Here is a 25,986-nt window from a genome sequence, read left to right on the forward strand (position 1 = left end):
GGCCGCTACTTCAGGCTCGCCGCGGCGTCGTCGAGGGCCGCCTGCGGCGTCTTCGAGCCGGTCAGCGACTCCTGGATCGCGGTCCAGAGCGCCTTCGAGGTGTCCGGGTAGGCGACGCCGAGGTCGCTGGTGCGTCCCTGCGCGACCGAGATGGCCTCGACCCACGGCTGGAGCGCGGGTTCCTCGGTCGCCTGCTCGGCGGCCGCGTCGGCGTACGGCATGATGTACGACTGGCCGGCCGCCCAGGCCTTCAGGCTGTCGGGCTGGATGACGCACTGCGCGAACTCCGTGGCGAGGGTCTGCTTCGCGGCGTCGGAGGCGACCACCTCGACGAACTCGCCGCCGAGCGGGCTCGGTGCCGCTCCCCCGTCCTTCGCCGGGATCGGCACGACGCCGTAGTCGATGCCCGCCTCGTCGAGGGCGGAGAGCTGCCAGGTGCCGTTGACCATCATTCCGAGCTTGCCCGCGAGGAACTGGTCGCGGACGTCCTGCTGGTTGGCGTTGACGTTCGCCTGCGAGGCCGAGCCGCTCTTCACCAGGTCGGTCCAGAGCGCGAGCGCCGAGACGGCGTCGTCGGAGGAGATGTCCTCGAGGGTCGCACCGGAGCCCCAGAAGAAGGGCAGGAACTGGAAGGTGCCCTCCTCGGTGCCGATAGCGGAGAAGCCGAGCCCGGTGACGTCGCCCGCGGTGAGGGCCTTCGCGGCGGTGGTCAGCTCGTCCCAGGTCGTCGGCGGAGTGACGCCGGCGGCCTCGAAGAGCGCCTTGTTGTAGAAGAGCGCGAGGGTGTTCGAGCCGATCGACGAGCCGTAGGTCTTCCCGTCCAGCTGGCCGGCGGCGAGCACGTTCGGGAGGACGTCGCTGGTGTCGAGCCCGGAGGCGGCGTTGTCGACGAGCAGGCCGGTGTCGGCGAACTTCGCGACGTTGGGGTTGTCGAGGACGACCAGGTTCGGCGTCGTCTTCGACGCGGCCGACTGCAGGAGCTTGGTGGTGAGGTCGGGGTCGGAGGTGCGCTCGAGGGTGATCCCGGTCGAGGCCTCGCAGCCGGCCAGGAGCTGGCCGTAGGGGGAGGACGCGTCGTACTGGGTGAAGCTGTCCCAGAGGGTGAGCGACTTCGACGAGTCGTCGCCCGCTCCCTGTGCGCTGCACGCGCTGAGGGCGACTCCGGCGATGAGGACGAGGGAGGCGGCGCCTGCGGCCCGTCGGATGCTGTTCTTCACGGTATTCCTCTCTGAATACGGTCGGAACGAGCGGAGCGCTCGCGCCGGGAAGACCCTCCGGGGCGCCCGCTGGGGCGGTCCGTCCGGAAGTCGTGGCGAGCCTAACCGAGTCGGAGAACCGGTTCAATAGATTTCGGAGAACCGGTTCACCGATCGCCCGGGGAACGCCCCGGGCGACCCGGTCGACGTCAGCCGCGCGCCCGCCGCCACGAGGGGACGACGCCCCGGCTGGTGCCCGGCGAGAAGGGCGCGGTGGTGCCGAGGTCCACGACCACCGCGGGCAGCAGCTCCGTCACTCCCGGAGTCGCGGTGCCGGCGAGCTCGTCGAGCACCAGGTCGACCGCCCGCGAGACCATCTCGTCGCCGGGCAGATCCACCACGGTGACCGGCTGGTCGGCGTGCCGCATCACCGCCTCCGGGGCGATGGTCATGATCGAGCAGTCCTCCGGGACGCGCAGGCCCAGGCCGCTGAGGCGCTGCAGGAACGGCTCGAGCACGCCCGGCCCGTGCGTGACCACGGCGCTCAGGCCGGGGAGCTGCTCCTGCGCCTGCTCGAACCAGTCGTCGACGTCGTCGGTGCTGGGGATGACGGCGCCCCGCACGCCGCGCAGGCGGCACTGGTCGAGGAAGCCCTCGCGGAACCGCAGGGCGAAGGCGTAGCCGCTCTCGTAGGCGTCGGGGCCCATCCCGAGGACCGCGATCTCGACGTGCCCGAGGTCGGCGAGGTGGTCGACGGCGACCCGCGCCGCGCCGTCGAAGTCGAGGTCGATCGCGCTGAACGGGCTGCCCTCGCCCGGGTAGCCGACCAGCGCGGTCGGCAGGCCGATGCTCGCGAGGACCGGCAGCCGGGGGTCGTCCCGGCGGATGTCCATCACGACGAGCGCATCGGCGAGGACGTCGCGCGCGAGCTCCCCCTCGCCCGTGCCCATCATCAGCAGGTCGAAGCCGCGGGCGCGGGCCGCGTACATCGCCGCCCGCACGAAGCGCATGAAGACGTCGACATCGGTCTGCCGCGATTCCGGATCGACGGAGGCGAAGAAGCCGAGGATGTTCGTGCGCCGCAGCGCCAGGGCCCGCGCCATCGGGTCGGGCCGGTAGCCGAGCCGCTCCACGCTCGCGAGCACGCGCAGGCGGGTCGCCTCCGGGAGCTTCTTGTTGCCGGAGAGCACGTAGGACACCGTGCTGCGGGCCACCCCCGCATCGGCCGCGACGTCGCGAATGGTCACCATGGGCTCAGCGTAGTGAGGGCCCGGCGACGGGAGGGCCCGCCGGCGACCCCCTCGACCGGTGGGCAGCAGCGTGCATACCAGGGCGGTCCGGCCGTCCCGCCGTGGGTGGAGAGCCGTCCGCCGCGAGCCGCGCGACGGCGCCGACGGACGCAGGCCGCGGACGAGCAGTCGGTCACGGTTGCGCGTGTATCGACGGGCACGTACGGTCGTCGGGTACCTCGTCGCGAGCCGCGACGTCGGTGCGGCCGCCACACCGGCCGATCCAGCGGCTCGCGGTCACGGGGGCCCCCCGCACGGAAGACGGACTCTTGCGCTCCAGCACCGGTACTGCGTCCACGACGCAGCAGCTGCTCTCGCACTGACGTCCCCCGTGCCCGCCCCTCAGGGGCGAGCCCCTGCTCCCTCGGAGCCCGGTGGTCGTCGTGCGCCGACACCGACCACTGGAGCACCGTGCCCTCCTCGTCCCGCACCACCCCGCCCGCCGTCGTCCTCCACGACTGCACGTTCGCCTGGCCCGACGGCTCCGTCGTCCTCGACCGCGTCACCGCTGCGTTCGGACGCGGGCGCACCGGTCTCGTCGGCGCGAACGGCGCCGGCAAGTCGACCCTCGTCCGCCTCGTCACCGGCGGCCTCTCCCCCACCGCCGGGAGCGTCTCGACGACGGGACCCGTCGACCTGCTGCCCCAGCGCCTCCGGCGAGGGCCCGACGACACCGTCGCCGATCTCCTCGGGATCCGGCATCGCCTGGACGCTCTGCACGCGATCCTCCGCGGCGACGCGGATCCGCGGCACTTCGAGGTGCTCGCGGACGACTGGGACCTCGAGGCCCGAGCGCTCGCCGCACTCGGCGACGCCGGTCTCGACCTGGAGGAGGCGGACCTGCTGCGGCCGGTCGCGACCCTCTCCGGAGGGCAGGCCGTCCTCACGGCCGTGACCGGCGTCCGGCTGCGCGGTCGGCCGATCGCCGTGCTCGACGAGCCGACGAACGACCTCGACCGGCGCTCCCGAGGGCTTCTGCTCGACCTGGTCGACCGGTGGCGCGGGACGCTCGTGCTCGTCAGCCACGACCGGGAGCTGCTCGAGCACGTCGACGAGATCGCGGAGCTGCGCGACGGGGCGGTCCGCACCTCCGGCGGGACGTTCTCGGCGTTCGAGGAGCGGCTCGCCCTCGAGCAGGCGGCCGCGGAGCGCGATCTGCGCGACGCCGACCGGCTTCTCCGCGCCGAGCGGCGGCAGCGCATCGAGGCCGAGACGACCATCGCCCGCCGCGCGCGGGCGGGGGCGCGATCGGCGGAGTCGATGCCCGCGATCCTCGCGAACGCGCGGAGAGGACGAGCCGAGGCGACCGCGGGACGGCTGCGCTCCGGGCACGGGGCCGCGGAGGCGCGGGCGCGCGAGCAGGTCGACGCAGCGTCGCGAGCAGTCCGGGACGACGACCGGGTCCGCCTCGACCTGCCGGACCCCGGGGTCGCGGCCGGGCGCCGGCTGGCGGAGGTGACGGTGCGCGGCCGGACGACGGTGCTCCAGGGGCCGGAGCGGATCGCCGTGGTCGGCGCGAACGGGACGGGGAAGACGACCCTGCTCGAGCACCTCGTCGGGGCGCCGGGTGCGCGGGAGCATCCGCTCGCCGGCACCACGGCCCGAGCGCTGACGGAGCGGGTCGGCTGGCTCCCCCAGCGCCGCGAGGGACTCCTCGACGAGGAGGCCACCGTGCGGGAGCACGTCTCCCGGGCCGCGCCGGATCGTCCTGCGGTCGAGCTGCGGAACGCCCTCGCGCGGCTCCTGGTGCGCGGCGACGTGGTCGATCGGAGGATCGCGTCGCTCTCGGGCGGCGAGCGGTTCCGCGTCGCGCTCGCCGGGCTCGTGCTGGCGCAGCCGGCTCCGCAGCTGCTCGTGCTCGACGAGCCGACGAACGACCTCGATCTCGCCACGACCGACCACCTCGTCGACGTTCTCGCCGCCTGGCGGGGCGGCCTGGTCGTCGTCAGCCACGACGAGGCGTTCCTCGACCGGCTCGGACTCCACTCCCGAGTGGTGCTCGACGCGGAGTGACGGCTGGTCCCCCGGCCCCCGGCGGTTCTGGCCTCGACCGGGCCCCTGCCGCCGGGGAGACTGTCCGGGCCCCTCCCGCCCTCAGCGAACGGACCGACGTGCTCACCGGACTCAGCGCCTTCCCCCTCACACCGCTCCGCGACGACAGCATCGACGAGCGGTCGTTCGCCGCTCTCGTCGAGCGGCTCGCGCGGGCGGGAGTCGACTCGATCGGCGCCCTGGGCTCGACCGGCTCGGCTCCGTACCTGGACCGCGGCGAGCGCCGGCGCGCCGCCGAGATCGCCGTCCGCGGCGCCGGCCCGGTGCCGGTCGTGGTCGGGATCGGGGCGCTGCGCACCTCGCAGGTGCTGGCGCTCGCCGAGGACGCGCAGAGCGCCGGAGCGAGCGCGGTGCTCCTGGCGCCGCTCGGCTACCAGCCGCTGACGGACGAGGACGTGCTGGGGCTCTACGAAGACGTGACGGCTCAGCTCTCGGTGCCGCTCGTCGTGTACGACAACCCCGGGACGACGCGCTTCTCCTTCTCCGACGACCTCTACGGGGCCGTCGCCCGGCTGCCGCAGGTCGCCTCCCTCAAGATCCCCGGCGTGCCGGAGGGACCGGGCGCCGCGGCGGCGCGCGTCAGCGAGATCCGGGCGCGGGTGCCGGAGGGGGTCACCGTCGGGGTCTCGGGGGACGCCGCGGGTGCGCGCGGGCTGCTCGGCGGCTGCGACGCCTGGTACTCGGTGATCGGCGGCATCTTCCCGCGGACGGCGCTGTCGATCGCCCGGGCGGCGCAGTCGGGCGATGAGGCGGCCGCGATCGCGGGATCGGCACGCCTGCAGCCCGTCTGGGACCTCTTCGCGGAGCACGGCGGCAGCTACCGCGTGGTCGCAGCGATGGCGGAGCAGCTCGGTCTCGCCGAGGCGCGCTGCCTCCCGCGTCCGGTCCGCGGGCTCGGTGCACGGGCGCGGGCCCGGGTCGCGGAGGTCCTGGCGGAGCTGGGGCCTGTGCTGGAGTGATGCTCGGGCGGGTCGACGGGAGGACGGCTCGGACGGCGTGGTCGTTCCGGACAGCTGGAGGGGCGGGCCGGGGATGTCCCCGACCCGCCCCTCCGGCGGAGCACGCGACCTCAGCAGGCCTTGGACGCGCGGTAGGTGTTGCGTCCCGCCGCCACGAACAGCGCGTCGAGGACTCGGGCCTTGCCCGGCGCCACGGAGTAGCAGCTGCCGTCGAAGTCGGCGATGATGTCGGCCTTGCGCTCGACCGTGCTCGACCCGCAGTTGCGGAAGACGAGAGCGCGCTGGCGCAGGACGCCCTCGGGTCCGAGGGTGGCGCCGGTGGCCACCTCCTGGGCTCCGCACGCGTAGTTCCCGGCGCTCACGTACTGTCCGTTCGCGACCTCGGCCGCGGAGGCGGGCGTCGCGACAGCGACGACGCCGACGGAGGCGATGGCGCCCGTGAGGGCGAGGGTGGCAAGAGTTCGTCGAAGAGTCATGGTCGTTTCTCCTTCTGCTTCTCGGTCCCTTCACGCTGGCACCGGTCCGCCGACGAGCGCGAGGAACCTGGGAGCCTTCACACCGGGGGGCCAGACCGGTGCGGGGAAGTGCTCCCGAACGGGGCGAAAGGGTCGGAACCGGCGGGGCGGACGATCAGGAACGGGCCTCTCCTTCGCCTCCTGAGCGCCTCGATCCGCCGCCGATGCGGTCGCCGAGCCGCCGACCGTTCCGTCCGTGCGGCGTCGTCCCTCCGCCGTCCCGCGACTGGCGCGCATCGACGGGTCGTCCGGCCGGTCCTCCGGCTAGCGTTGCAGGCACACCCCCCGCCGACCCGGACCGCTCCGCCGACCTCGTCGGTTCGCGGTCCCTGCACGAGGAGCCCCCGTGTCCCCCGACGATTCAGCAGTACCCCCCTCTCGAACTCCCGGCCTCCGGCGGCGCGCCGTCATCGGCGGCGCCCTCACGGGTGCTCTCGCTCTGGGCGCGGCGACGCTCCCGGCCGCCTCCGCCTCCGCCTCCCCCGTGCCCGGCCTGCCCGGGGAGAGGACCCGCACGATCAACGTGAGGACGAAGAACCGCGGCGTGCTCTACGACGTCCTCACGGTCTCGATCGCGGGCGACCTCGCGCGGATCTTCGTGCCGCAGACGGTGAAGCCGCGGCAGGCCGCGGCGGTACCGGTGATCTGGTTCATCCACTCCGCGCAGGCCGACCACACCTCGCTGTCCAGCGTCTTCGCGTACCCGGCCGAGCTCGCCGTCGAGCGGGGCGCCATCGCGATCTGCCAGACGCTCGGCGGAACGATCTGGACCAACGACACCGCGCAGAAGCACCAGCGGAACGGCTACGCCTACCTCTCCGGCCAGTTCCCGATCGCCGCCAGCTACCTCTGGGCGATGTCGGCCGGCGGCGCGCTCGCCTGCGAGGACTACGGCGCGCGGGTCTTCCCCGGCATCAACGGCGTCTACCTGGTCAACGGCGTCTACGACCTCCGCGACACCCACGACCGCACGACGCGGGGCCGCTTCTCGATCGGCGGTGCCTTCGGCGGCAGCACCGCTCAGATCGACTCCCACAACCCGAAGCGGCTGCCCGCCTCCGCCTGGGCCGGCGCGAACATCCGCGCGGTGGTGTCCGACACGGCCCACCCGGACCCGAGCGTGCCGCCGGCACTGCACGGGCTCGCCCTCGTGAAGAAGGCGACGGCCACGGCCAGGGAGGCGACCGTCCGGACGCACGCGCTCGGCCACAACGCACCGTCGTGGGTGAACCAGGACGGCATCGACGCGATCTTCCGCTGGCACGCCGGGCTGGCCGCCGCGCCGGCGCCGTCGGCGACGCCGACCCCGACGAAGACCCCCGTCGTCCGCCCGTCCACCGCGGGCCGCTGGGACTTCGACCAGGCGGACGCCCCGTACGCGGGAGAGCCGGGGTCCCCGTTCCGACCCCGCTGAGCGGTCCGGACGCGACGGCGTCCCTCGGGATGCGCTGACCGTCACGGGCCCGCGGCGGGAGCGCTCGGCCGCAGTGAGACCGGGCCTACGTCCCCTCCGCGGAGCTCCGCGGCGCCCTCTTCCGGACAGGGCCGCTAGAGGACATTGTCAGCGGCGGGACGGCCGTGCCACGGTTCGAGGACGGCCGATGAGGGCCGTCCCGATCGAAGGCAGCACATGCGCTCCAGCACCGTCCCTCGTCCGCCCGCCGTCCAGGACGGCACGTCGCAGCCGCGGGATCCAGGAGCGGCGCGGCGGCTCCGGCGGGGTCTGCTCGGGTTGACCGCGGCCGTCGCGCTCCTCGTCGGCACCGCCGTTCCTCTCGCGGCGGTCGCCGCTCCGTCCGCCCCTGTCCTCGGGGTGGCGGCCTGGGGAAGCGGCACCGACGGGAAGACCACGGTCCCGGCCGGGGTCGAGGGCGTCCTCTCCCTCGCCGCGGGCCGGACCCACAGCCTCGCCGCGAAAGGCGACGGCGGGGTCGTCGCCTGGGGCCGCGGGTCGTACGGGCAGACCAGCGTCCCCGACGGTCTCACGGGGGTCGTCGCGGTCTCCGCCGGCGACTACAGCAGCCATGCGCTGAAGAGCGACGGGACCGTCGTCTCCTGGGGCTACGACGGCGACGGGCAGGTGTCGAGGAGTGCCGCGCTGACCGGGATCGTCGCGATCTCGTCCTCCCGCGACAACAGCCTCGCGCTCGGCAACGACGGCACCGTCACGTCGTGGGGCAGCAACGGGCTGGGCGAGGGCCTGGTCCCGGCCGGCCTCGGAGGCGTCACGGCCATCGCCGCGGGCCGGCGCCACAGCCTCGCCGTGTCCGGCGGGAGGGTGGTCGCCTGGGGCTGGGACCTCTACGGGCAGACCGACGTCCCCGCGGGGCTCGAGGGCGTGGTGGCCGTCGCGGCGGGAGAGACCCACAGCCTCGCGCTGAAGGAGGACGGCACCGTCGTCGCCTGGGGCGCGAGCTCCGACTCGGTCGTCGTCGACTACGGCCAGACCACGGTGCCGGAAGGCCTGTCCGGGGTCGTGGCGATCGCCGCCGCGTCCGACTACAGCCTCGCGCTGAAGGGCGACGGCACGATCGTCGGCTGGGGCCGGAGCTCGGCCGGGCAGCTGCAGTCACCCGCCGGCCTCGCCGGCACGACGGCTCTCGCAGCCGGACCCGATCACGTGCTCGCCCGGGGCCCGCGTCCGGTCCTGACGGCGGATGCTCCTCCCGCGTCCGGGCCGCTCGGAGCGGCCGCCTCGTACACCTTCGCGGCCGACCGCCCCGCCTCGTTCGCGATCGCCTCCGGCTCACTCCCCGACGGCCTGACCCTCAGCGCGTCCGGGCTCCTCTCCGGCACGCCGACGACCGCGGGCACGTCCACCTTCGCCGTCTCCGCGCGGAACCCCTTCGGCGCCACCGTCGGGGCCCCGCACACGTTCGCCGTGGCGGAGACGACGGTCGCGCCGACCCTGGCCGGCGACCCGCCCGCCGCGACGGTGGGCACCCCGTACGACTTCGAATACAGCGTGACGGGCACACCGGCGCCGACGGTCTCGCTCGTCTCCGGAACGCTCCCCGCCGGCCTGAGCCTCGATGATCGTGGCGGCCTGACCGGGACGCCGACCGCCGACGGACGCTCCACCTTCACCCTGCGGGCCTCGAACGCTGCGGGGAGCGCGGAGACCACCAGCACCGTCGTCGTCTCCCCCGCCGCCGCTGCACCGGCGATCTCCGGCACCCCCGGGCCGGGCGTCGTCGGCACCCCCTACGACTTCGGCTACACCGTCTCCGGCTTCCCCGCGCCGTCGGTGGCCGTCTCCTCCGGTGCGCTCCCGTCCGGCCTCACCCTGACTCCGGCCGGGCGCCTGACCGGGACTCCGTCCGCGCCGGGCACCTTCACGTTCACGCTGGCGGCCCGCGCCGGCACCGCCTCCGCGGAGACCACCAGCACCGTCACCGTCTCGTCGCCGACGGTCGCGCCGACCCTCTCCGGGACGGTCGCGGCCGGCGTCGTCGGCTCGGCCTACGACTTCCGCTACGCGGTGAGCGGCACGCCCGCTCCGTCGGTCTCCCTGGTCTCCGGCGCACTGCCCGCCGGACTCACCCTCGACGCGACCGGGCGCCTCTCCGGGACGCCGACCACGGCCGGGACCACCACCTTCAGCATCCAGGCCGCGAACTCGGCGGGCACGGCTCGGGCGACGAGCACGCTGACGGTCTCGCCGAAGCAGGTCGCGACGAAGGCCGATCTGCGCGTCGACCTCTCCGGGCCGGCCTCGGCGGTGAAGGGGAGGACGCTCACCTACACCCTCATCACGACGAACGCCGGTCCGGCCGCCTCGGCGTCGGTCTTCTCGCAGGTCGTCCTGCCCGCGAGCGTGCAGTTCGTCTCGGCGACCGGCTCGTACACCAGGGTCGGGAACGTCGTGGTGTTTCAGCGGGCCGGCCTGGCGGACGGGCGGACCGTGTCGGAGAAGATCACGGTGAGGGCGGCCGTCTCGGGCACGGCGACCGCGCTGGCGGCGGCGTTCTCGACGAAGACGCCCGACCCGTCCATCCGCAGCAACGCGGACACGGCGAGCACGACGATCCGCTGACCGCGGGAGCGTGACGGCGGGCGGTCCCTCGAGGGCCGCCCGCCGTTCTCGGTGCGGGAGCGTCGAGGTCCGCCGCGTCCGCGCCTCGTCTTCGACCGCTAGCCGGCCCGAGGACGGTAGAAGCGCACGACCGGGAGGGCAGCCGTCGGCGCCTCGCGCACGACGATCTCGAGGCGCTGGATCAGGGCCGGGACGGTCGGCGTGGTCTCGAGCCGGCACTCGAGCTCTCCGTCGCGGCCCGGCAGGAGGAAGGCCGCCTGCGCCGCGGAGGCGCTCCAGAGCAGCCGCTCCACCAGCGGCCTCGCGGTCGGGTCCTCGGCGAGCCCGCCGATCTCCGCGATCGCCGTGGCGAGGCGGCGGGCGCGCACGTCGGCCGGCACATCGCTCAGCAGGTTGGGGCTGAACAGGGCGCCGCTGCCCGGCTCCACCGCCCGGGTGAGGTCTCCCGCGACGATCGCGGCCTCGACGGCGGCGGCCGCGGCGAGCGTCGACGGGAGGAGGGTGATGGTCCGCGCCGGAGGAGCGGTGTCCTCGAGGGCGGCGCGGAGCAGTCCCGTCGCGGCGGCGGCGAGCTTCGCCCCGTTCGCGGTCGCGAAGACCACGGCCCCCAGGCCCGACTCCAGATGCCACCGCATGTTCGACGACCAGCCCGGCAGGCCGCCGGAGTGGTGGGCGATCCCGCCGAAGCGGACGTCGTGCTCGACGACGAGGCCGAACCCGTAGGCGGAGCCGTCGAGCGTGCTCTCGACGGCGCGAGGGCTCAGCGCGGGGACCGGCGTCCAGCCGCGCTGCATCTCGCGGCGGGAGGCGCGGCTCAGCACCGGGCCGTCGTCCGCGCCGTCCTCGCCCTCGAACGCGGAGGAGAGCCAGCCGCTCCAGCGGGCGATGTCGCCGACCGTGCTGAACAGGCTCGCTGCGCAGGCGCCCGCTCCGGTGCCGGTGACGGGGCGGGGCACCCAGGTCGCTCCGTCGTCGAAGGTGCTGAAGCCGGCCGCCAGGTCGGTGCCGTCGGGGTAGTCGCCGCTGTCGTAGCGGGTGTCGTGGAAACCGAGCGGCTCGAGGATCGTCCGCGTCGCGAAGGACGGGAAGTCCTCCCCGGTCACGTTCTCGACGAGCACGCCGAGCAGCCAGAAGCCGATGTTGGAGTACTGGTAGACCTCACCCGGCCGCTCCGTGAAGGTCAGCCCGCGGCCGACGACCTCGAGGAACTCCTCCCGCGTCAGAGCCATGACGTCGTCGGCCCAGCCGTTGTCCTCCGGGAGACCCGAGCAGTTGCTGAGGAGCATCCTGACCGTCACGGGCAGCGGTCGGCCCGCGGAGTCGAGCGGGTCGGTGAACTCCGGCACGTGGTCGGCGACGCGGTCGTCGAGGCGGAGCAGCCCGCGGTCGCGCAGGATCAGCACCGCCGCCGCCTCGAAGCTCTTCGACATGGAGGCGATGCGGTGCACGGTCCCGGGCCCGGGAACGGCCCCGTCGAGGCGGTGCTCGCCGCGGCCGTGGTGGACGAGGAGCCCGCTGCGGTCGAACAGGGCCCAGCTCACCGAGGGGGCCGGCGGCGCCTCCTCGTCGAACCACCGGGCCAGCCGGTCCTGGAGCGGCGGGGAGAGGAGCGTCGGCGGAGGGAGCGTCATGCCCTCATCCTCCCGCACGCGGCACAGGCCGCCGCGGTCCTGCGGGTCACCGCGGGAGGACGCCGTCCGGGCTCAGCCAGTCCGGGCGGCTCCCCTCGACCGCGTCCAGGACGTCCTCCTGCGGGCCGGTCGCCGGTCTCCGCGGCGACGATGATCCGGTCGTCGACGGGAGCGGAGGGACCCGCCGTGCATCCGGCGAGCATCCCGATCAGCAGCACTCCCCCGGCGACGCGCGCCCGTCCGCTCACCGTCGAGCGTCGCGGCGACGGCCGCTCCGGCGGGCTGACGGGTCCCGGCGAGAGCCCGGAGCGACCGCCGTCACCTGCGAGCCGGACGAGGAACTTCTCAGGTCCTCTTGCGTGTCGCAGGCGCGGAACCTAGTTTTGTCGAACCGGTTCGAAGCACGGTTGCTCCGACCCCGGACCGACGCCCGCCGTCGTCCGGCCGGCTGTCCCCACAGAAAGTGACCAGCGTGACAACGATGTCCTCCCCGAGGCGCGGCACCCGCTCCCTCGCCCTCGCGCTGAGTGCCGCGACACTCGCCGCCCTCGCCGTCGCTCTCCCGAGCGCCGAGTCCGCCTCCGCGGCCGACACCTCCGTCCCCGCCGACGCGCTCATCCTCCAGTACGACTTCGAGCAGGGGCAGGTGTCCGGATCCACGGTCGCCGACCTCTCGTCGAAGAAGCTCGACGGCACCGTCGTCAACAGCGCGAGAGCGACGTACGTCGCGGGTCGGAAGGCCGGTACGACCGCGATCGACCTTCCCGGGGGCGCGGCGGACTCGACCTCCGCGCCGTACCTGACCGTGCCGAACGGGCTCTTCCAGGGCGTGACGCAGACCACCGTCTCCGCCTGGACGAAGTGGTCCGGCACCGGAGGCTTCCAGTGGCTGTGGTGCCTGGGCATCAGCCCCGACGCCGCGTCGGCCTTCGCTCCGTCGTTCGACGGCGGCAGCGCCCGCGCGATCATCAAGCAGCTGAAGGACGGCGGTGAGACCGGGGTCTCCAGCTCCTCGCCGCTGCAGAAGGACCAGTGGGTCAACGTCACCGCGACGATGGACGGCACGACCGTGACCCTGTACCTCAACGGTCTGCAGGTCGCGACGGCTCCCGCCTCCGTCGATCTCGCGAAGCAGCTCTACTCCGCCTCCGCCTCCAAGAGCGGCAACATCGGCCGGGCGCTCTGGAACGTGCACCCCTACTTCGACGGAGCGATCGACGACTTCCGCGTCTACAACCGGGCTCTGACCGCCGCTCAGGTCCGGGGTCTGGCGGGCGACGCCGCGCCGGCCGTCACCGGCGTTCTCTCGACGAGCGTCGCGGTCACCACCGGCATCGGCGTCGCGCCGGCCCTGCCGGGGGTCCCCGCCACCTACTCCGACGGCGTGAACCGCGACGCCCCGGTCACCTGGGAGAGCGTCCCCGCCTCCGCGTACGCGAAGCGCGGCACCTTCACCGTGAAGGGCACCGTCACCGGCCTCGGCACCGCGGTCACGGCGACCGTCACGGTGCGCGCACTCGACGAGATGACCATCGACCTCGGCACGAGCACCGGGGAGTTCATGGGCGGCGCGTCCGGCACCCTCTACGGGGTCTACGGCGAGGGCCTCCCCTCCGACAACCTCCTCGAGGGGATCGACCTGCGCACGGTCTCGACCAAGGCGCAGGACGGGCCGCAGCATCCGGGCGCGGACGCGTTGAGCGTCGCGAAGGCCGTCGCCGACACCTCGGACGGCGACACCTACATCTACATGACGGACACCTACCGCGGCTTCCCCTACGAGTGGCCGGGCAGCACTCCCCAGGAGAAGCTGGCCGACTACCAGGCGAAGATCGCCACGCAGGTCGACCAGGTGCTCGCGCTCCCCGAGGAGTACCAGGACAACATCGTGTTCGTGCCGTTCAACGAGCCCGAGGGCAACATGTTCGGCAACGGGAAGTGGAGCTACGACGGGAAGAGCTGGCTGGAGGACCCGACCGCGTTCTTCGCGGCCTGGGACAGCACCTACGCGCTGATCCGCGACAGGATGCCCGACGCCCGCATCGCCGGACCGAACACCAGCGTCCTCTACGACCAGGTCCGCGGGTTCATGACCCACACGCTCGAGCAGGACACCGTCCCCGACGTGATGACCTGGCACGAGCTGAGCGCCCCGGGTGAGATCCGCACCAACGTCGACCGCTTCCGGGCCTGGGAGGACGAGCTGTACGCGGGCACGTCCTACGCCGGGAAGCACCTGCCGGTGAACCTCAACGAGTACGCCTTCAACTACCACACCTCCGTGCCCGGCCAGATGGTCCAGTGGATCAGCGCGCTCGAGGACAAGAAGGTCGACGGCGACATCGCCTACTGGAACATCGACGGCAACCTCTCCGACTCCGCGGTGCAGGCCAACCGCGCCAACGGCCAGTGGTGGCTCCTCAACGCCTACGCCTCGATGACCGGCGACACCGTCGCGGTCACGCCGCCCAAGCCCGGCCAGAGCTACACCCTCCAGGGCGTCGCGACCCTCGACACCGCAGCCAAGCAGGCGAGAGCCCTCTTCGGTGGCGTCGGCGGCTCGCAGAAGGTCGCGTTCGAGCGCATCCCGGCCGCCACCTTCGGCTCGAAGGTCCACGTGGAGGTCAGCGAGATCCGCTGGACCGGCCAGGTCGGCGACTCGGGAGCCCCGCAGACGGTGAAGGAGTTCGACGCGTCCGTCGTGGACGGCGCCCTCTCGCTCGACTTCGGCGGATCCCTCCCCGCGCTCGACGTCGACTCCGCCTACGAGGTCGTCCTGACCCCGGGCGCCAACGCGTCGTCGCCGTCCGCCTCGCCCGTCGACTTCCGCCAGAAGTACGAGGCCGAGGACGCCCGCTACACCGGATCGCGGAACCTCAACGGACCCGAGGGCTCGCCGACCAACGTCGGTGGCTTCTACACCTCGGGCGGACGCAACGTCGGCGGGATCCGCACCGGCGGCGACCTGAAGCTCGACTTCGCGGTCACCGTCCCGAAGGACGGCGAGTACGACCTCAGCGTCTTCGCCAACTCCCTCAACACCTACGCCGCCAACGCCCAGCAGGGTCCGATCAACGCGTTCCTGAGCGTCGACGGCGCTGCGGAGCAGGAGATCCTCCTTCCGCTGGCCTACAAGTTCGTGGTCTGGGACCACGCGGACACCAAGGTGAAGCTGACCGCCGGCACCCACACGATCTCGCTCGCCGCGAAGAACCTCGCCGGCACGAAGTCGACCGTGGGCGACGCGATCGTCGACAAGATCGAGCTCTCCCTCCCCAGCGCGGCCGCCGCGACCTCGATCCACGAGGCCGAGACCGGCACGCTCGACAACGGAGCGACGGCCGACTACTCCCGCGCCGGCGTCTCCGGCTCGGGCACGGCGAAGCTCACCAGCGGCGCCTCCACCACCGTCTGGGGCTACTCCGCGAAGGACGCGCCGTCCTCCGTGACCGTGGACACCCTGGGCGGCGGCACCGGCGACCTCTACGTGAACGATGTGAAGGTCGGGCCGGTGGGCGCGAGCTCGACCCGTCAGGTCTTCCTCTCGGGCGGCGTGAACAAGATCGAGGTCGTCGGCACGAGCGGCACGCTCCTCGTCGATCGGATCGTCATCGGAGCGAGCGCGAACCCGCCCGCGACGACGAGCTATGAGGCGGAGGCGGCCACGATCACCGGCCCCGCCACGGTCCGCGACCTGTCCTTCGCGTCGGGCGGCAAGGCCGTCGGGAACATCGGGGGCGGACGCGACGGCGACTCGACCCTGACCTTCGGCGACGTGAAGGCTGAGCAGGACGGGACGTACGCGCTCACGCTGCGCTACTCCAACGAGGAGCAGTCCCCCGCGACGCACTACAACCCCGACCCGCTCGCCCGCCACGCGGACATCACGGTCAACGGAGTGACGCAGCGCGTGCTCTTCCCGCACACGTTCCACCAGAACCAGCTGTGGGACCTGAGCGTGCCGGTCACGCTCAGGAAGGGCTCGAACACCATCGCGATCACCTCGAAGGAGCTCCCGGGCTTCGACGGGACGACCTACCTCTCCGACACCTTCCCCGGCGTCCTGCTCACCTCGCAGTACGCGCCCAACATCGACAGGATCTCGGTCACGCCCTTCGTCGGGCGGACCACGGGCCTGACGGTGAGCGGCACGGCGGCCTCGCGCTGCACCGCGGGGAAGGTCACGATCACGGGGACGGCGACCAACACCAGCGCGGTCGCCGCTGACATCACGATCGGCTCGGCCTGGGGCACGAAGACCTTCACCGGGGTCGCTCCCGGCAAGACGGTCTCAGCCGCCTTCAGCACCCGCGCTGCGAGTGTCGGAGCCGGCGCTCTCGACGTGCGGATCGCGGGGACGGTCGACGGCGCTGCGGCGAGCGGATCCACGGCACCGGCCTACGGTGCGGCGCGCTGCGGCTGATCCGTCCAGAACGCCCTGACGCGGCCGGGCACCTCGTGCGCCCGGCCGCGTCGGCGTGTCGTCGGGACCGGAGGTTCCCCGACGGGGACGAGCGCGCCGTGGACGAGCAGAGCGCCGGAGCCGCAGCGTCCGGTCCTCGCTCCGGGGACGCGGCGCCCGAGTTGCGTGCGCCGCGCCGCACTGCCACTCTCGACACGGTTCGAGCGGGGGTGGAGATGGCCACGATCGGAGACGTCGCGAAAGCGGCAGGGGTCTCTCGCAGCACGGTGTCGTACGTCCTCTCCGGCAAGCGCAGCATCTCCCCCGAGACGCGCAAGCGCATCGAGGACGCGATCGCCGAGCTCGACTTCACGGTCAACGCCGGAGCACGGGCGCTCGCGACGCGCCGCACCATGGCGCTGGGCCTGCTCGTCCACTTCGACCCGGACGAGTTCGCGCCCGCGATGGTCGAGTACGTCCTCCCCATCACGGCCCGCGCCCGCGAGCTCGGCTACGACGTGCTGCTGGCCACCGAGGCCGACGGGGCGGCTGCCGTCCGCCGGCTCACGCGCTCCGGCCAGGTCGACGGACTGATCCTCCTGAGCGTCGCGGACGACGACGACCGGCTGCCCGTCCTGCGCGCCTCGCGGCGGCCCGGTGCCGCCCTCGGCGTGCCCGCGGACGCCTCCGGGGTGGACGTCTTCGACCTCGACTTCGGCGACGCGGCCCGCCTGCTGATCGAGCACCTGGGCGCCCTCGGGCATCGGAGCATCGGTCTCGTCACCCCTCCTGAGCGCGTCTTCGACCGCGGAGGGACCTACGGGCTCCGGTTCCGCGAGTCGGCTCTCGAGACCGCCGGTCGGCTCGGGATCGAGCTGGTGCTGCGCCCTGCCGCCACCGCCGCCGACGCCGTCGAGCCGATGGTCACGGCGTTCCTCGACGACAACCCCGGTGTCACCGCGCTGGTCGTCCACAGCGACCGGACCATCGCGATGCTTCCCGCGATCCTGGGCCGACGCGTTGTCGCCGTGCCCGGGCAGCTGTCCGTCGTGAGCCTGTACTCGGCCGAGTTCGCCCGCGACTTCTCGCTCCCCTACAGCTACGTCGAGACAGGAGCCGCCGAGCTCGGCGCGCACTTGGTCGACACGCTCGTCGAGCGGATCGAGCAGCCGTCCCGCGGCGAGGAGCCGTCGATCCGCCTCCTGCCCGCGCGTCTCGTCGACCGCGGGAGCGCCCGCGCGGTCTGAGGACCGCTCCGGAGCCCCCGAGGCCCGGTCAGAAGCGCGAGGCGACCTCGTAGAGGACCTCGTCGTCGCCCGCGTAGACGCCGTCGCGCCGCGGCCAGTGCGCGATCACGTCCGTGAAGCCGAGCTCCTCCGCCCGGCCGGCCATGTCCTCGAACCGGGCGACGCTCTCGAGGGAGTAGTCGCTCCCGGAGTCGAGCGAGAGGTGGCGCTCGACGGTGCGCGGGTCGCGCCCGGCCGCCTCGAGCGCCGCGTCGAGCCGCCGGGAGAGGGACGCGACCGCCCGCCACCACTCCTCGCTCGACACTCCCTCCGGGCCGGTGGTGACCCAGCCCTGCCCGCGATCGGCGACGAGCGCGAGGCCCTTCGGCCCGTTCGCGGCGAGGACGAACGGGACGCGGGGGCTCTGCACGGGCTCGCCCACCATGCGCGCCGAGCGGGCGGTGAACCACTCCCCCTCGAGGTCCACTCCGCCCGAGCCGGGCTCCTCGAAGCGCAGCAGCGCGTCGAGGGCTGTGACGAACTCGGTGAAGCGCTCGTGCCGCTGCCGGGGCGAGTAGTCGGGCTGCCCGAGCACGCGCGCGTCGAAGCCCGTGCCGCCCGAGCCGACCCCGAGGATGGTCCGACCGCCCGAGATCTCGTCCAGCGTCGCGATCTCCTTCGCGAACGGCACCGGGTGGCGGAAGTTCGGGGAGGCCACGAACGTGCCCAGGCGGAGCGTCTCGGTCACCATCGCGGCAGCGGTGAGGGTGGGGACGGTCGCGTGCCACGGCTGGTCGGCGAGGGAGCGCCAGGAGAGGTGGTCGTAGGTCCACGCGTGGTCGAAGCCCAGGCCCTCGGCCGACTGCCACTTCCGGCGGGCCTCGGCCCACGGGTCCTGCGGGAGGATGACGATGCCGTGTCGCATCGTCCGAGTGTACGAGCGCCGTCGGGTCAGAGCGCGGCGGGCGGCACCGGGGGCGGATCGGGCACCTCGTCCACGACCGAGCGCGGGACCATCAGGGTCGGCATCCGCACGCGCAGGCGCAGCGGTTCCCGCTCCGACGCGCCGAGCAGCTCGCGGGCGGCGCTCCGCACCTGCCGGGCGAGCGCCGGGTGCACGGCCCCCGGATCCTCGAACGCGGAGACCAGCTCGCGCAGCACTCGGGTGGTGCTCCGCGGGTCGCCGTCCTGCCTGGGCATCGGATCGGCCCCTCACTCTCGGCACGGCCGTCAGGGTCCCGGCGGTGCAGCGGATGTCTCGCGCCGACGGTAGGGCCGGGGACGGCGCCGTGGCACTGAGGTTGACAACGGGAGGACCCGGCGGATCGCGGTGCGCGGGGTGCGATCCGGGCGAGGGCGGTCCTGCTGGGGATCGACGGCCACCGCCGGGAGAACCCGCTTCCCACGATCGCGCCCGTCCGGTCGCGGCTACTCTCGGGGCGTGATCACGACGACGGAGCGGGTGGACGACTGGGTCGAGGGCTGGTGCCGGGCACGCGGTGTGCAGCGCGTCCGCGGGGACGGGGCCTGGCTGGTCGATGTCGGAGCGGAGTCGCGCACGCGGGAGCGGATCCTGGTCGATCCGTCGCCCTCCGCGCTGCAGGCGGGCGCCGAGCGGGTGGCCGGGCCCCAGGAGTGGCTGACGGTCATCGGCCTGGGCGACGACGCCCGCCTCGCGCCCGCCGCCGGGCTGGAGCTCGTCGCGGGCGACGAGAGCCTGATGGCGGCGCTCCTCGGCCCGGGCCGCACCGCCGAGGGTGCCCTGCTCGCGGGAGCCGTGCTCGAGGCCGCCGACGGAGTGGCGAGCGTCCGGCTGCTGGTCGACGGAGTCGTCGCCGCTCAGGGCACCGCCGCCGTGCACGGGACGGTCGCGGTCCTGGACCGGATCGAGACCGATGCGCGGTTCCGCCGACGCGGGCTGGGACGGCGGGTCGTCGACGCCCTCACCGCCTGGGCCCGGTCCAAGGGTGCACGGAGCGGTCTCCTCGTCGCCAGCACGGACGGCCGCTCCCTCTACCTCACCCTCGGCTGGGAGGTGGTCGCGCCGGTGCGCATCTGGCGCGGGGCCGCACTCCGAGATCCGGGACAGGGCTGCGCGGCCGCCGGGCGATGATCCCCCGCCGTACGGCCCTCCGGGAGCGCACGTCCGCCTGAGTACGGAATTCCGCGCAGCGCATACAGGCGGCGGAGAACGGCGGAGCAGCCGTGAAGCGGCCGCCCGCCGATCTGTATTCAGCCGATAACACCACCCTCGAAAGAGGGACGCCCGCTATCGCTCGAACGGCCTTGTCCGAGAAGCGGATCATCCGCTTCTCGGACTCGTGTCACCGCCCTCGGATCGTCAGCCGAGAGCGCCCTTCTCGGCCGAGTAGAGCTGCTTCACCTGCTCCGCGGTCAGCGCCCGGTCCCACACCCGCAGTCGGGCGAGGGAGCCGGCGAAGCGGTTGATCATCGTGCCGTCCCGGCCGACCGCTCCGACCACGAAGTCGCCCGGAGCCGCGTTCAGGCCGTCGGGGTAGACGTAGGGGTTCTTGGCGTAGGTCGCGCCGAGCTTGTCGGTGTACACCGGATACGCGGTGGCGGCGCCGTCGAGGTACGAGACCGCGACTGCGCCGTCATACGTCCCGACGTGCAGCTGCCACACGCCGCGCGTGATCCGGCGGGGCTCCACCGAGTAGTCGCGCGAGTACGGGTAGCCGGGCGTCGGCCCGCCGAGCTTCGAGACGTGCATGCACACGCGCTCCCAGCCGCCGTACTCGGGGAGGTTGTTGAACAGCGCATAGGAGCGCAGCGGCCCGACCGTCGACTCCTCCCAGACGCCCGCGATGCAGGCGCCGTCCGCGTCGGAGTTGAGCACCCACACCGCGATCGTCACCTGGCCGGTCGAGGCGCCCAGGTTGAGCGGGCCGACCTCGTCCTTGGGGACGACCAGGTGGTCCGTCGTCCCGTTGAGGGCGACTCCGGTGCCGAACGGCGTGGCGACGGCGCGGGCGGAGGAGCCCGCGCCCTGCCGGAGCGCCGGAGCGCCCGCGACGGCCGAGGCGAAGGGGGCGGCGCTCTCGGCGAAGGACCACTCCGCGATCGGCGTGGGCACGGTGACCGTGGGGACCGGAGCGGCGTCGCCGACCACGAACGCGTCGAGGATCAGGTTGGTGCCGCTCGAGGCCGGGTTGCGGCCGCTCCCGCGGCGGATGGTCACCGTGTGCGGCCCGGCCGCGAGCTGTCCGCTGCTCCAGACCGTCTGCTTCGACCGCGTCGCGGCGCTGTAGCGGTCGACGGACGCGACCTTGACTCCGTCGAGCTCGACCTCGTTGATGCCGGACGAGCCGGTGAGGCGGCTGATCCAGCTCACGCTGGTACCCGTGAAGGCGAGGGTGGCGGAGGCGCCCGCGGTGGTCGAGTAGGCGATGCTGCCGCCGCTGTCCGTGCTCGCCTTCAACGTCGACCAGGTGCCGGTCGTGACGATCGGGGCGGCGCCGTTCTCGTAGGTGCCCGCTCCGGGCAGCGTCGTCGCCGGCGGAGGCGTCGCGTCGCCGACCACGAAGGAGTCGAGCAGCAGGTTGGTCCCGGTCGAGGCCGGATTGCGGCCGCTCCCCCGGCGGATCGTCAGCGTGTGCGGCCCGGCGGCGAGCTGTCCGCTGCTCCACACCGTCTGCTTCGAGCGGGTGGACGCGCTGTAGCGGTCGACGGAGGCGACCTTCACACCGTCGAGCTCGACGTCGTTGATCCCGGAGGACGACGTGAGTCGGCTGATCCAGGCGATGCTCGTGCCGGTGAAGGCGAGCGTCGCAGAGGCGCCGGAGCTGGTCGAGTAGGCGATGCTCCCGCCGCTGTCCGCGGTGGCCTTCAGCGTCGTCCAGGTGCCGGTGGTGACGATCTGCGCGGCGCCGTTCTCGTAGGTGCCCGCGCCGGGCAGCGTGGACACGGGTGGCGTCTCGGGCTCGGGCTCCGTCTGCGGCACGGGGCCCTCGGTGATCCAGCGCTGGAAGGTGTCGAGCATCTCCTTGTTGGTGAAGCTCGGGACCTTGTGCCCGTCGGTGCCCTCCCCCGGGTGGGTGCGGACCGTCGCCTCCTTCGCCAGGGGCAGGGCCGCGGCGTGGAGGGCGGCGCCGTGCAGGGCGAACGGCACGACCTTGTCGTCGGGCGATCCGGTGATCCTCAGCCGCGCACCGCGCCACACCGACGCGGGCAGCCGCGCCGGGTTGGTGGCGGCGATGGCCGCGGCGTCGGCGTACTCGGGGCCGATCCGGTCCGGTTCGCTCGCCGCCCGCTCCTCCATGTCGTAGGAGCTGTTGCAGAGGTACGCGCCCCGGATGTTCGGCACCATCCGCTTCCCGTAGGCCCAGGTCAGAAGCGGCCCGCCCCCGGAGTCGGAGCGGAGGAGGCTCGCGTCGATCCGCCATACCGACGAGGCCCAGGCGGCGACAGCGGCCTGGATCTCGATCGCCCGCGGGCTCGACCAGATGCTGCCGCCGTAGGTCGGGCAGATGCTGACGATGCCGCGGTCCACGGCGAGGTCGGCCGAGTACGCGAAGGCGCTCGAGAGCGCCGTGTGGGTGCCGTTGCGGGCGTGGTAGTACCAGAGCATCGATGCGCCCCTGGTCTGCGACGGAGGCGTCGCGTGCGGCACGAACAGGCGCGCCCGGTCCCCCGCGACGACGACGTCGATGATCTCGTAGCGCTTCCCGCCCGTCTTCGACGTGGCGGTGGACAGGCGCGAGACCTCGCCGGGCAGTCGGGGCACCGCGGTGAGGTCGCCGGCCGCGAGGGCCGGCGTCGCGAAGGCGATCGCGCCCGCGCCGGCGACGGATCCGGCGAGGATCGTGCGGCGGGAGAGAGCGGAGAGGGCCTTGACGCCCGATCGGGAGCCGGTGCGGGAGGAGTCGGCGGAGTCGCCGACGGCAGTGTCCTGAGGAGTCACGGAAGAGAGAGCCTTTCCGATCGTCACCGTTCCGGGTACACCGATCGAAAGAGGAGGAGAAGGCGTTCAGTGAACGAGCGGCAGCGCTCGCGTTACTGATGCGGATCACCTTCTCCTCGAGAAGGAAAGGGAAGCCGGATCAGGCTAACAGAGGGGATGAGAAGGGGTTCAGTATTTCTACCCACCGTTTCATCGACCGGAGGAGAATGGGCGAGGAATCGCTTATCCGGCCGCTTATCGTCCCTTTTCCGGTGACACGACGCGTGCTGGACACCGCCGTCTGGCAGGATGCCCCCGTGTCGGAGACGGGTTGGCTGCAGCGGGGCGGCGCCCTCCCCGTGCTCCTCGTGTTCCTCCGCCTCGGGCTGACCTCGTTCGGCGGGCCGATCGCGCACCTCGGCTACTTCCGCGAGGAGTTCGTGGTGCGCCGCGGCTGGCTGACCGATCGCGCGTACGCCGACCTCGTCGCGCTGTGCCAGTTCCTCCCCGGACCCGCGTCCAGCCAGGTCGGGATGGCGGTCGGCCTGCAGCGCGCGGGACTCGCCGGACTGGTCGCCGCGTGGTGCGGATTCACGCTCCCCTCGGCGATCGCCCTGGTCCTCGTCGCCGGGCTCGTCGCCGGTGCGGGCGACGTCGCCTCCGCCGGCTGGCTCCTGGGCCTCCAGGCGGCGGCGGCCGCGGTCGTCGCGCAGGCCGTGCTCGGGATGGCGCGCTCGCTCGCACCGGACCGCCGCCGCGCGACGATCGCCGGCGCAGCGGCTGTCGCCGTCCTCCTCGCCCCGGAGCCCGCGCTGCAGGTGGCGGTGATCGCGGCTGCGGGCCTGGCCGGCGTTCTCTGGCTCCGCCGCGAGGAGGGGGCTCCGGACGACGGCCCGGGGTTCGCGGTCCGGATCCCGACGGCGCTCGCGGTCTCGGCCCTCGCCCTCTGGGGGCTCCTCCTGGTCGGCCTCCCCCTGCTCGCCGCGCTCACCGGCGAGGGAGCGGCGGGTCTCGCCTCCGTCTTCTACCGGTCGGGCGCTCTGGTGTTCGGGGGCGGCCACGTCGTGCTGCCTCTGCTGGAGGCGCAGACGGTCGGCGCCGGCACGGTCGGGCAGAGCGAGTTCCTGGCCGGATACGGGGCGGCGCAGGCGGTGCCCGGCCCGCTCTTCACCTTCTCCGCGTTCCTCGGCGCGGTGGGCGCGGGGACGCCGGACGGTGTCGCGGGGGCGGCGATCGCGCTGGTCGCGATCTTCCTGCCGGGCGCTCTGCTCGTGGTCGGCGTGCTCCCGTTCTGGCAGCGGCTGCGGCACCTGCCGGTCGCGCAGAGGGCGCTGGCCGGCGTGAACGCCGGCGTGGTGGGACTGCTCGGCGGCGCCCTCTACGACCCGGTGCTGACCGAGGGCATCGGCTCGACCGGCGCTCTGGCGCTCGCGATCGGCGCCTTCGTGGCGCTGACGCGCTGGACCGTGCCCCCGTGGATCGTCGTCCTCGCCGCCGCGGGCCTCGGCGCCCTGCTCCTCTGACTCCCTCCGGGGACGACGATCCGGACCAGCCCTGGCAGTCTGGACGCATGAGGGCTCGGGGGACGACAGCGGCAGTGGCGACGACGGCAGCGGCGGGGCTCCTGCTGCTGGGCGGGTGCACCGCCGGCGGCGGGGCCGAGGCGGGCGCCACGGCGTCCGCGCCCGCCTCGCGGACGCCGAGACCCGCCATCACCGACCTGATCACTCCGAGCCCGACCCCCTCCGCTCCGGCGACCGCCGAGCCGGTCGGAACCGTCGTCGACGCCGGGCCGGTCGGCGAGGGAGTCCCCGCCACCGTCTCGGGCACCGGCCCGGCCGACGTGTCGTTCCAGCGGCAGGGCGAGTTCGCGGTCGTCCTGAGCCTGGACTGCTCGGCCTGCACCGGCACGGCGATCGTCACCGCCGCGGGCCGGATGACGCCCTTCGGCGAGGCCGCCGCCCCGATGACGGGGTCGTTCCTGACCGGGATCTTCCGCGACGACCCCGTCGAGCAGCAGGTGATCGTCCGAGCCGACGGGCCGTGGACGCTCGGCCTGCAGAGCTGGAACGACCTCGCGACGGTGAGCGGTGCGCAGTCCGGCACCGGCCCGGCCGTCCTGTTCTTCTCCGACGACGTCCCGCGCGTGACGGTCGACTACACGCCCGCGGGTCCGGACGACTCGTTCTCCGGCCGCGTGTTCACGACCTCCGATCAGCCGCAGCTGTTCGGCGACTCCGTCGCCTTCTCCGAGGTGTTCGAGGCCGACCTGCCCGGCGTCATGGCCGTCCAGACCGAGGGGACCTGGACCGTGACGCCGACGCCCTGACCCGGGGTCGCGACGCGCCGTCCGCGGAGTCGGGGAACGGGCGCCCCTCGGCCCAGACCCGCTGCACGCGGAGCGACGCGTCGAGCAGGACGACGTCGGCGCGGTACCCGGGGGCCAGCAGGCCGAGGTCGCCACGGCCGAGCACGCGGGCGGGAACGGCGGTGAGGGCGGCGACGGACGCCTGCAGCCCGAGCCGGCCGGGCCCGACGGCCCGCCGCAGGGCCTCCTCCTGCGTGAGCGTGGATCCGGCGAGCACAGCGGTGCCCGCGAGCCGGGCGACGCCGCCGAGCACCTCGACGTCGAGCGGGCCGAGGCGGTGCACTCCGTCACCCGCCCCGGCCGCCGCCATCGCGTCGGTGACGAGCGCGATCCGCCCGGGAGCCGCCGCGAACGCGAGCCGCACCACCTCGACGTCCACGTGCCGACCGTCGAGGATCAGCTCGAGCGCGACCCGCTCGTCCCCCAGGGCCACCGGGATCGGGCCCGGGGAGCGGTGGCCGATCCCGGGCATGGCGTTGAACGCGTGCGTGACCAGCCGGGCTCCGCGGTCGAACGCTGCCCGCGCCTGGTCGGCGTCCGCCTCGGTGTGGCCCACCGCGACCACCGTGCCGGCGCCGGCGAGCCGCTCCACCGCGGCGAGGGCTCCCGGCAGTTCGGGCGCGAGCGTGATCTGCGCGAGGCGTCCGCGGGCGGCGTCCAGCAGCCGGCTGACCGCGCCGGAGGAGGGGTGCACGAGAGCCGCGGGGTCGTGCGCTCCCCTGCGCGAGGGCGCGAGGAACGGGCCCTCCAGGTGCGCGCCGAGCACGAGCGGGTCGGCGGCCGCGAGAGCCGAGACCGCGTCCAGAGAGGCCTCCAGCTGCTCCAGCGGTGCCGACACCAGGCTGACCAGCGAGCGCGTGGTGCCGCGGGAGCGGTGCAGCGCGAGGCCCGCGCGGATCGCCTCCGCTCCTCCGTCGAAGCCGTGACCGCCCCCTCCGTGCACGTGGAGGTCGAGGAAGCCCGGGACAGCGGTGAGGCCCCGCGCGTCGTGCAGCTCCGCCCCCTCCGCCTGCGCCTGCCAGCCGGTGCCGGTGCCGGTCGCCGTGATCGCGCCGTCCCGCGCGCGGAGCCAGTGGTCCTCCACCGTCCCGGCCGCGTCGACCTTCCGTGAGCTGTGGATGATCAGCGCGGCGTGCGCCATGCGGTCCCCTCCTGGGTGTCGGTTCCGGATCGTCGGGGACTCCGCCCCTCCCGACGATGGCACAGCCCCTGCCGGTCGAGCCGGTCTGACACCGATCACTGCGCCACCCGAACGCATTCCGCGCCTCCGCGTCACGAACAGGGACCTCGCGCGTCTCCTGTGCATGCCTCCCCTGGACACCCGAACCCCCGCCCCCCGCCTCGCCGCGGTGGAGCGGCTCGCCGGCGCCGGCACGGTGGTCGCGGTGGGCCACACCGAGGCGGACGCCGAC

General features: G+C 73.7%; 17 protein-coding genes. 9 read left to right on the top strand and 8 right to left on the bottom strand.

The window, feature by feature from the left end; genetic code table 11:
- Nucleotides 1–5 precede the first annotated feature (5 nt).
- Nucleotides 6–1,217: an extracellular solute-binding protein gene (locus C5C56_RS01555; RefSeq protein ID WP_104246831.1), complete on the bottom strand. Its 1,212-nt coding sequence runs from the start codon at nucleotides 1,215–1,217 to the stop codon at nucleotides 6–8.
- 188 nt (nucleotides 1,218–1,405) lie between these two features.
- Nucleotides 1,406–2,446 carry a LacI family DNA-binding transcriptional regulator gene (locus C5C56_RS01560; protein WP_104222050.1) on the bottom strand — a complete coding sequence of 347 codons (1,041 nt, stop codon included), beginning with the start codon at nucleotides 2,444–2,446 and terminating at the stop codon, nucleotides 1,406–1,408.
- A gap of 450 nt (nucleotides 2,447–2,896) precedes the next feature.
- On the opposite strand from C5C56_RS01560, the gene C5C56_RS01565 reads away from it, so the two are divergent.
- Both C5C56_RS01565 and C5C56_RS01570 read left to right on the top strand, forming a co-directional pair.
- Complete coding sequence (locus tag C5C56_RS01565) at nucleotides 2,897–4,498, top strand: ABC-F family ATP-binding cassette domain-containing protein (protein WP_104246832.1); 1,602 nt, start codon at nucleotides 2,897–2,899, stop codon at nucleotides 4,496–4,498.
- 98 nt (nucleotides 4,499–4,596) lie between these two features.
- Nucleotides 4,597–5,496, top strand: a complete 900-nt coding sequence (locus tag C5C56_RS01570; protein WP_104222054.1) for a dihydrodipicolinate synthase family protein — start codon at nucleotides 4,597–4,599, stop codon at nucleotides 5,494–5,496.
- Between the two features lie 110 nt (nucleotides 5,497–5,606).
- Here C5C56_RS01570 and C5C56_RS01575 read toward each other — a convergent pair whose 3' ends face one another.
- On the bottom strand, nucleotides 5,607–5,972 hold the full coding sequence (locus C5C56_RS01575) for a hypothetical protein (protein WP_104222056.1): 366 nt from the start codon (nucleotides 5,970–5,972) through the stop codon (nucleotides 5,607–5,609).
- Between the two features lie 385 nt (nucleotides 5,973–6,357).
- Here C5C56_RS01575 and C5C56_RS01580 point away from each other — a divergent pair, with 385 nt between their 5' ends.
- Both C5C56_RS01580 and C5C56_RS01585 read left to right on the top strand, forming a co-directional pair.
- Nucleotides 6,358–7,425 carry a hypothetical protein gene (locus tag C5C56_RS01580; protein ID WP_104246834.1) on the top strand — a complete coding sequence of 356 codons (1,068 nt, stop codon included), beginning with the start codon at nucleotides 6,358–6,360 and terminating at the stop codon, nucleotides 7,423–7,425.
- Nucleotides 7,426–7,641: 216 nt separating this feature from the next.
- Nucleotides 7,642–10,047 carry a putative Ig domain-containing protein gene (locus tag C5C56_RS01585; protein ID WP_104319005.1) on the top strand — a complete coding sequence of 802 codons (2,406 nt, stop codon included), beginning with the start codon at nucleotides 7,642–7,644 and terminating at the stop codon, nucleotides 10,045–10,047.
- A gap of 98 nt (nucleotides 10,048–10,145) precedes the next feature.
- Here C5C56_RS01585 and C5C56_RS01590 read toward each other — a convergent pair whose 3' ends face one another.
- Nucleotides 10,146–11,678: a serine hydrolase gene (locus tag C5C56_RS01590; protein ID WP_104319006.1), complete on the bottom strand. Its 1,533-nt coding sequence runs from the start codon at nucleotides 11,676–11,678 to the stop codon at nucleotides 10,146–10,148.
- A gap of 481 nt (nucleotides 11,679–12,159) precedes the next feature.
- Here C5C56_RS01590 and C5C56_RS01595 point away from each other — a divergent pair, with 481 nt between their 5' ends.
- Together C5C56_RS01595 and C5C56_RS01600 are read left to right on the top strand one after the other, a co-directional pair.
- Entirely contained in the window at nucleotides 12,160–16,101 is a 3,942-nt protein-coding gene (locus C5C56_RS01595) for a LamG-like jellyroll fold domain-containing protein (protein WP_104319007.1), read from the top strand.
- 215 nt (nucleotides 16,102–16,316) lie between these two features.
- Nucleotides 16,317–17,327, top strand: a complete 1,011-nt coding sequence (locus tag C5C56_RS01600) for a LacI family DNA-binding transcriptional regulator (protein WP_104222146.1) — start codon at nucleotides 16,317–16,319, stop codon at nucleotides 17,325–17,327.
- A gap of 28 nt (nucleotides 17,328–17,355) precedes the next feature.
- Here the strand turns inward: C5C56_RS01600 and C5C56_RS01605 are convergent, their stop codons facing one another.
- Together C5C56_RS01605 and C5C56_RS01610 are read right to left on the bottom strand one after the other, a co-directional pair.
- Nucleotides 17,356–18,231, bottom strand: a complete 876-nt coding sequence (locus C5C56_RS01605; protein WP_104273073.1) for an LLM class flavin-dependent oxidoreductase — start codon at nucleotides 18,229–18,231, stop codon at nucleotides 17,356–17,358.
- 26 nt (nucleotides 18,232–18,257) lie between these two features.
- Nucleotides 18,258–18,506 (bottom strand): hypothetical protein, encoded by a 249-nt coding sequence (locus C5C56_RS01610; RefSeq protein WP_146076891.1) that lies wholly within the window; start codon nucleotides 18,504–18,506, stop codon nucleotides 18,258–18,260.
- Nucleotides 18,507–18,747: 241 nt separating this feature from the next.
- Here C5C56_RS01610 and C5C56_RS18115 point away from each other — a divergent pair, with 241 nt between their 5' ends.
- The gene (locus C5C56_RS18115) at nucleotides 18,748–19,419 is read left to right on the top strand and encodes a GNAT family N-acetyltransferase (RefSeq protein ID WP_219813867.1); all 672 of its coding nucleotides are present in this window, start codon (nucleotides 18,748–18,750) and stop codon (nucleotides 19,417–19,419) included.
- 228 nt (nucleotides 19,420–19,647) lie between these two features.
- Here C5C56_RS18115 and C5C56_RS01620 read toward each other — a convergent pair whose 3' ends face one another.
- Nucleotides 19,648–22,227 carry a LamG-like jellyroll fold domain-containing protein gene (locus C5C56_RS01620; protein WP_104260708.1) on the bottom strand — a complete coding sequence of 860 codons (2,580 nt, stop codon included), beginning with the start codon at nucleotides 22,225–22,227 and terminating at the stop codon, nucleotides 19,648–19,650.
- A 296-nt stretch (nucleotides 22,228–22,523) separates the two neighbouring features.
- On the opposite strand from C5C56_RS01620, the gene chrA reads away from it, so the two are divergent.
- Nucleotides 22,524–23,729: a chromate efflux transporter gene (gene chrA / locus C5C56_RS01625; protein ID WP_258065537.1), complete on the top strand. Its 1,206-nt coding sequence runs from the start codon at nucleotides 22,524–22,526 to the stop codon at nucleotides 23,727–23,729.
- Between the two features lie 74 nt (nucleotides 23,730–23,803).
- Nucleotides 23,804–24,535 carry a hypothetical protein gene (locus tag C5C56_RS01630; protein ID WP_104225243.1) on the top strand — a complete coding sequence of 244 codons (732 nt, stop codon included), beginning with the start codon at nucleotides 23,804–23,806 and terminating at the stop codon, nucleotides 24,533–24,535.
- On the opposite strand, the gene C5C56_RS01635 is transcribed toward C5C56_RS01630, so the two are convergent.
- The gene (locus C5C56_RS01635; RefSeq protein WP_104319009.1) at nucleotides 24,486–25,715 is read right to left on the bottom strand and encodes an N-acetylglucosamine-6-phosphate deacetylase; all 1,230 of its coding nucleotides are present in this window, start codon (nucleotides 25,713–25,715) and stop codon (nucleotides 24,486–24,488) included. The two genes, C5C56_RS01630 and C5C56_RS01635, sit on opposite strands and share 50 nt — an antisense overlap.
- Nucleotides 25,716–25,986 lie beyond the last annotated feature (271 nt).

This window comes from Rathayibacter sp. AY1D1, from assembly GCF_002932635.1.
Taxonomy (GTDB): domain Bacteria; phylum Actinomycetota; class Actinomycetes; order Actinomycetales; family Microbacteriaceae; genus Rathayibacter.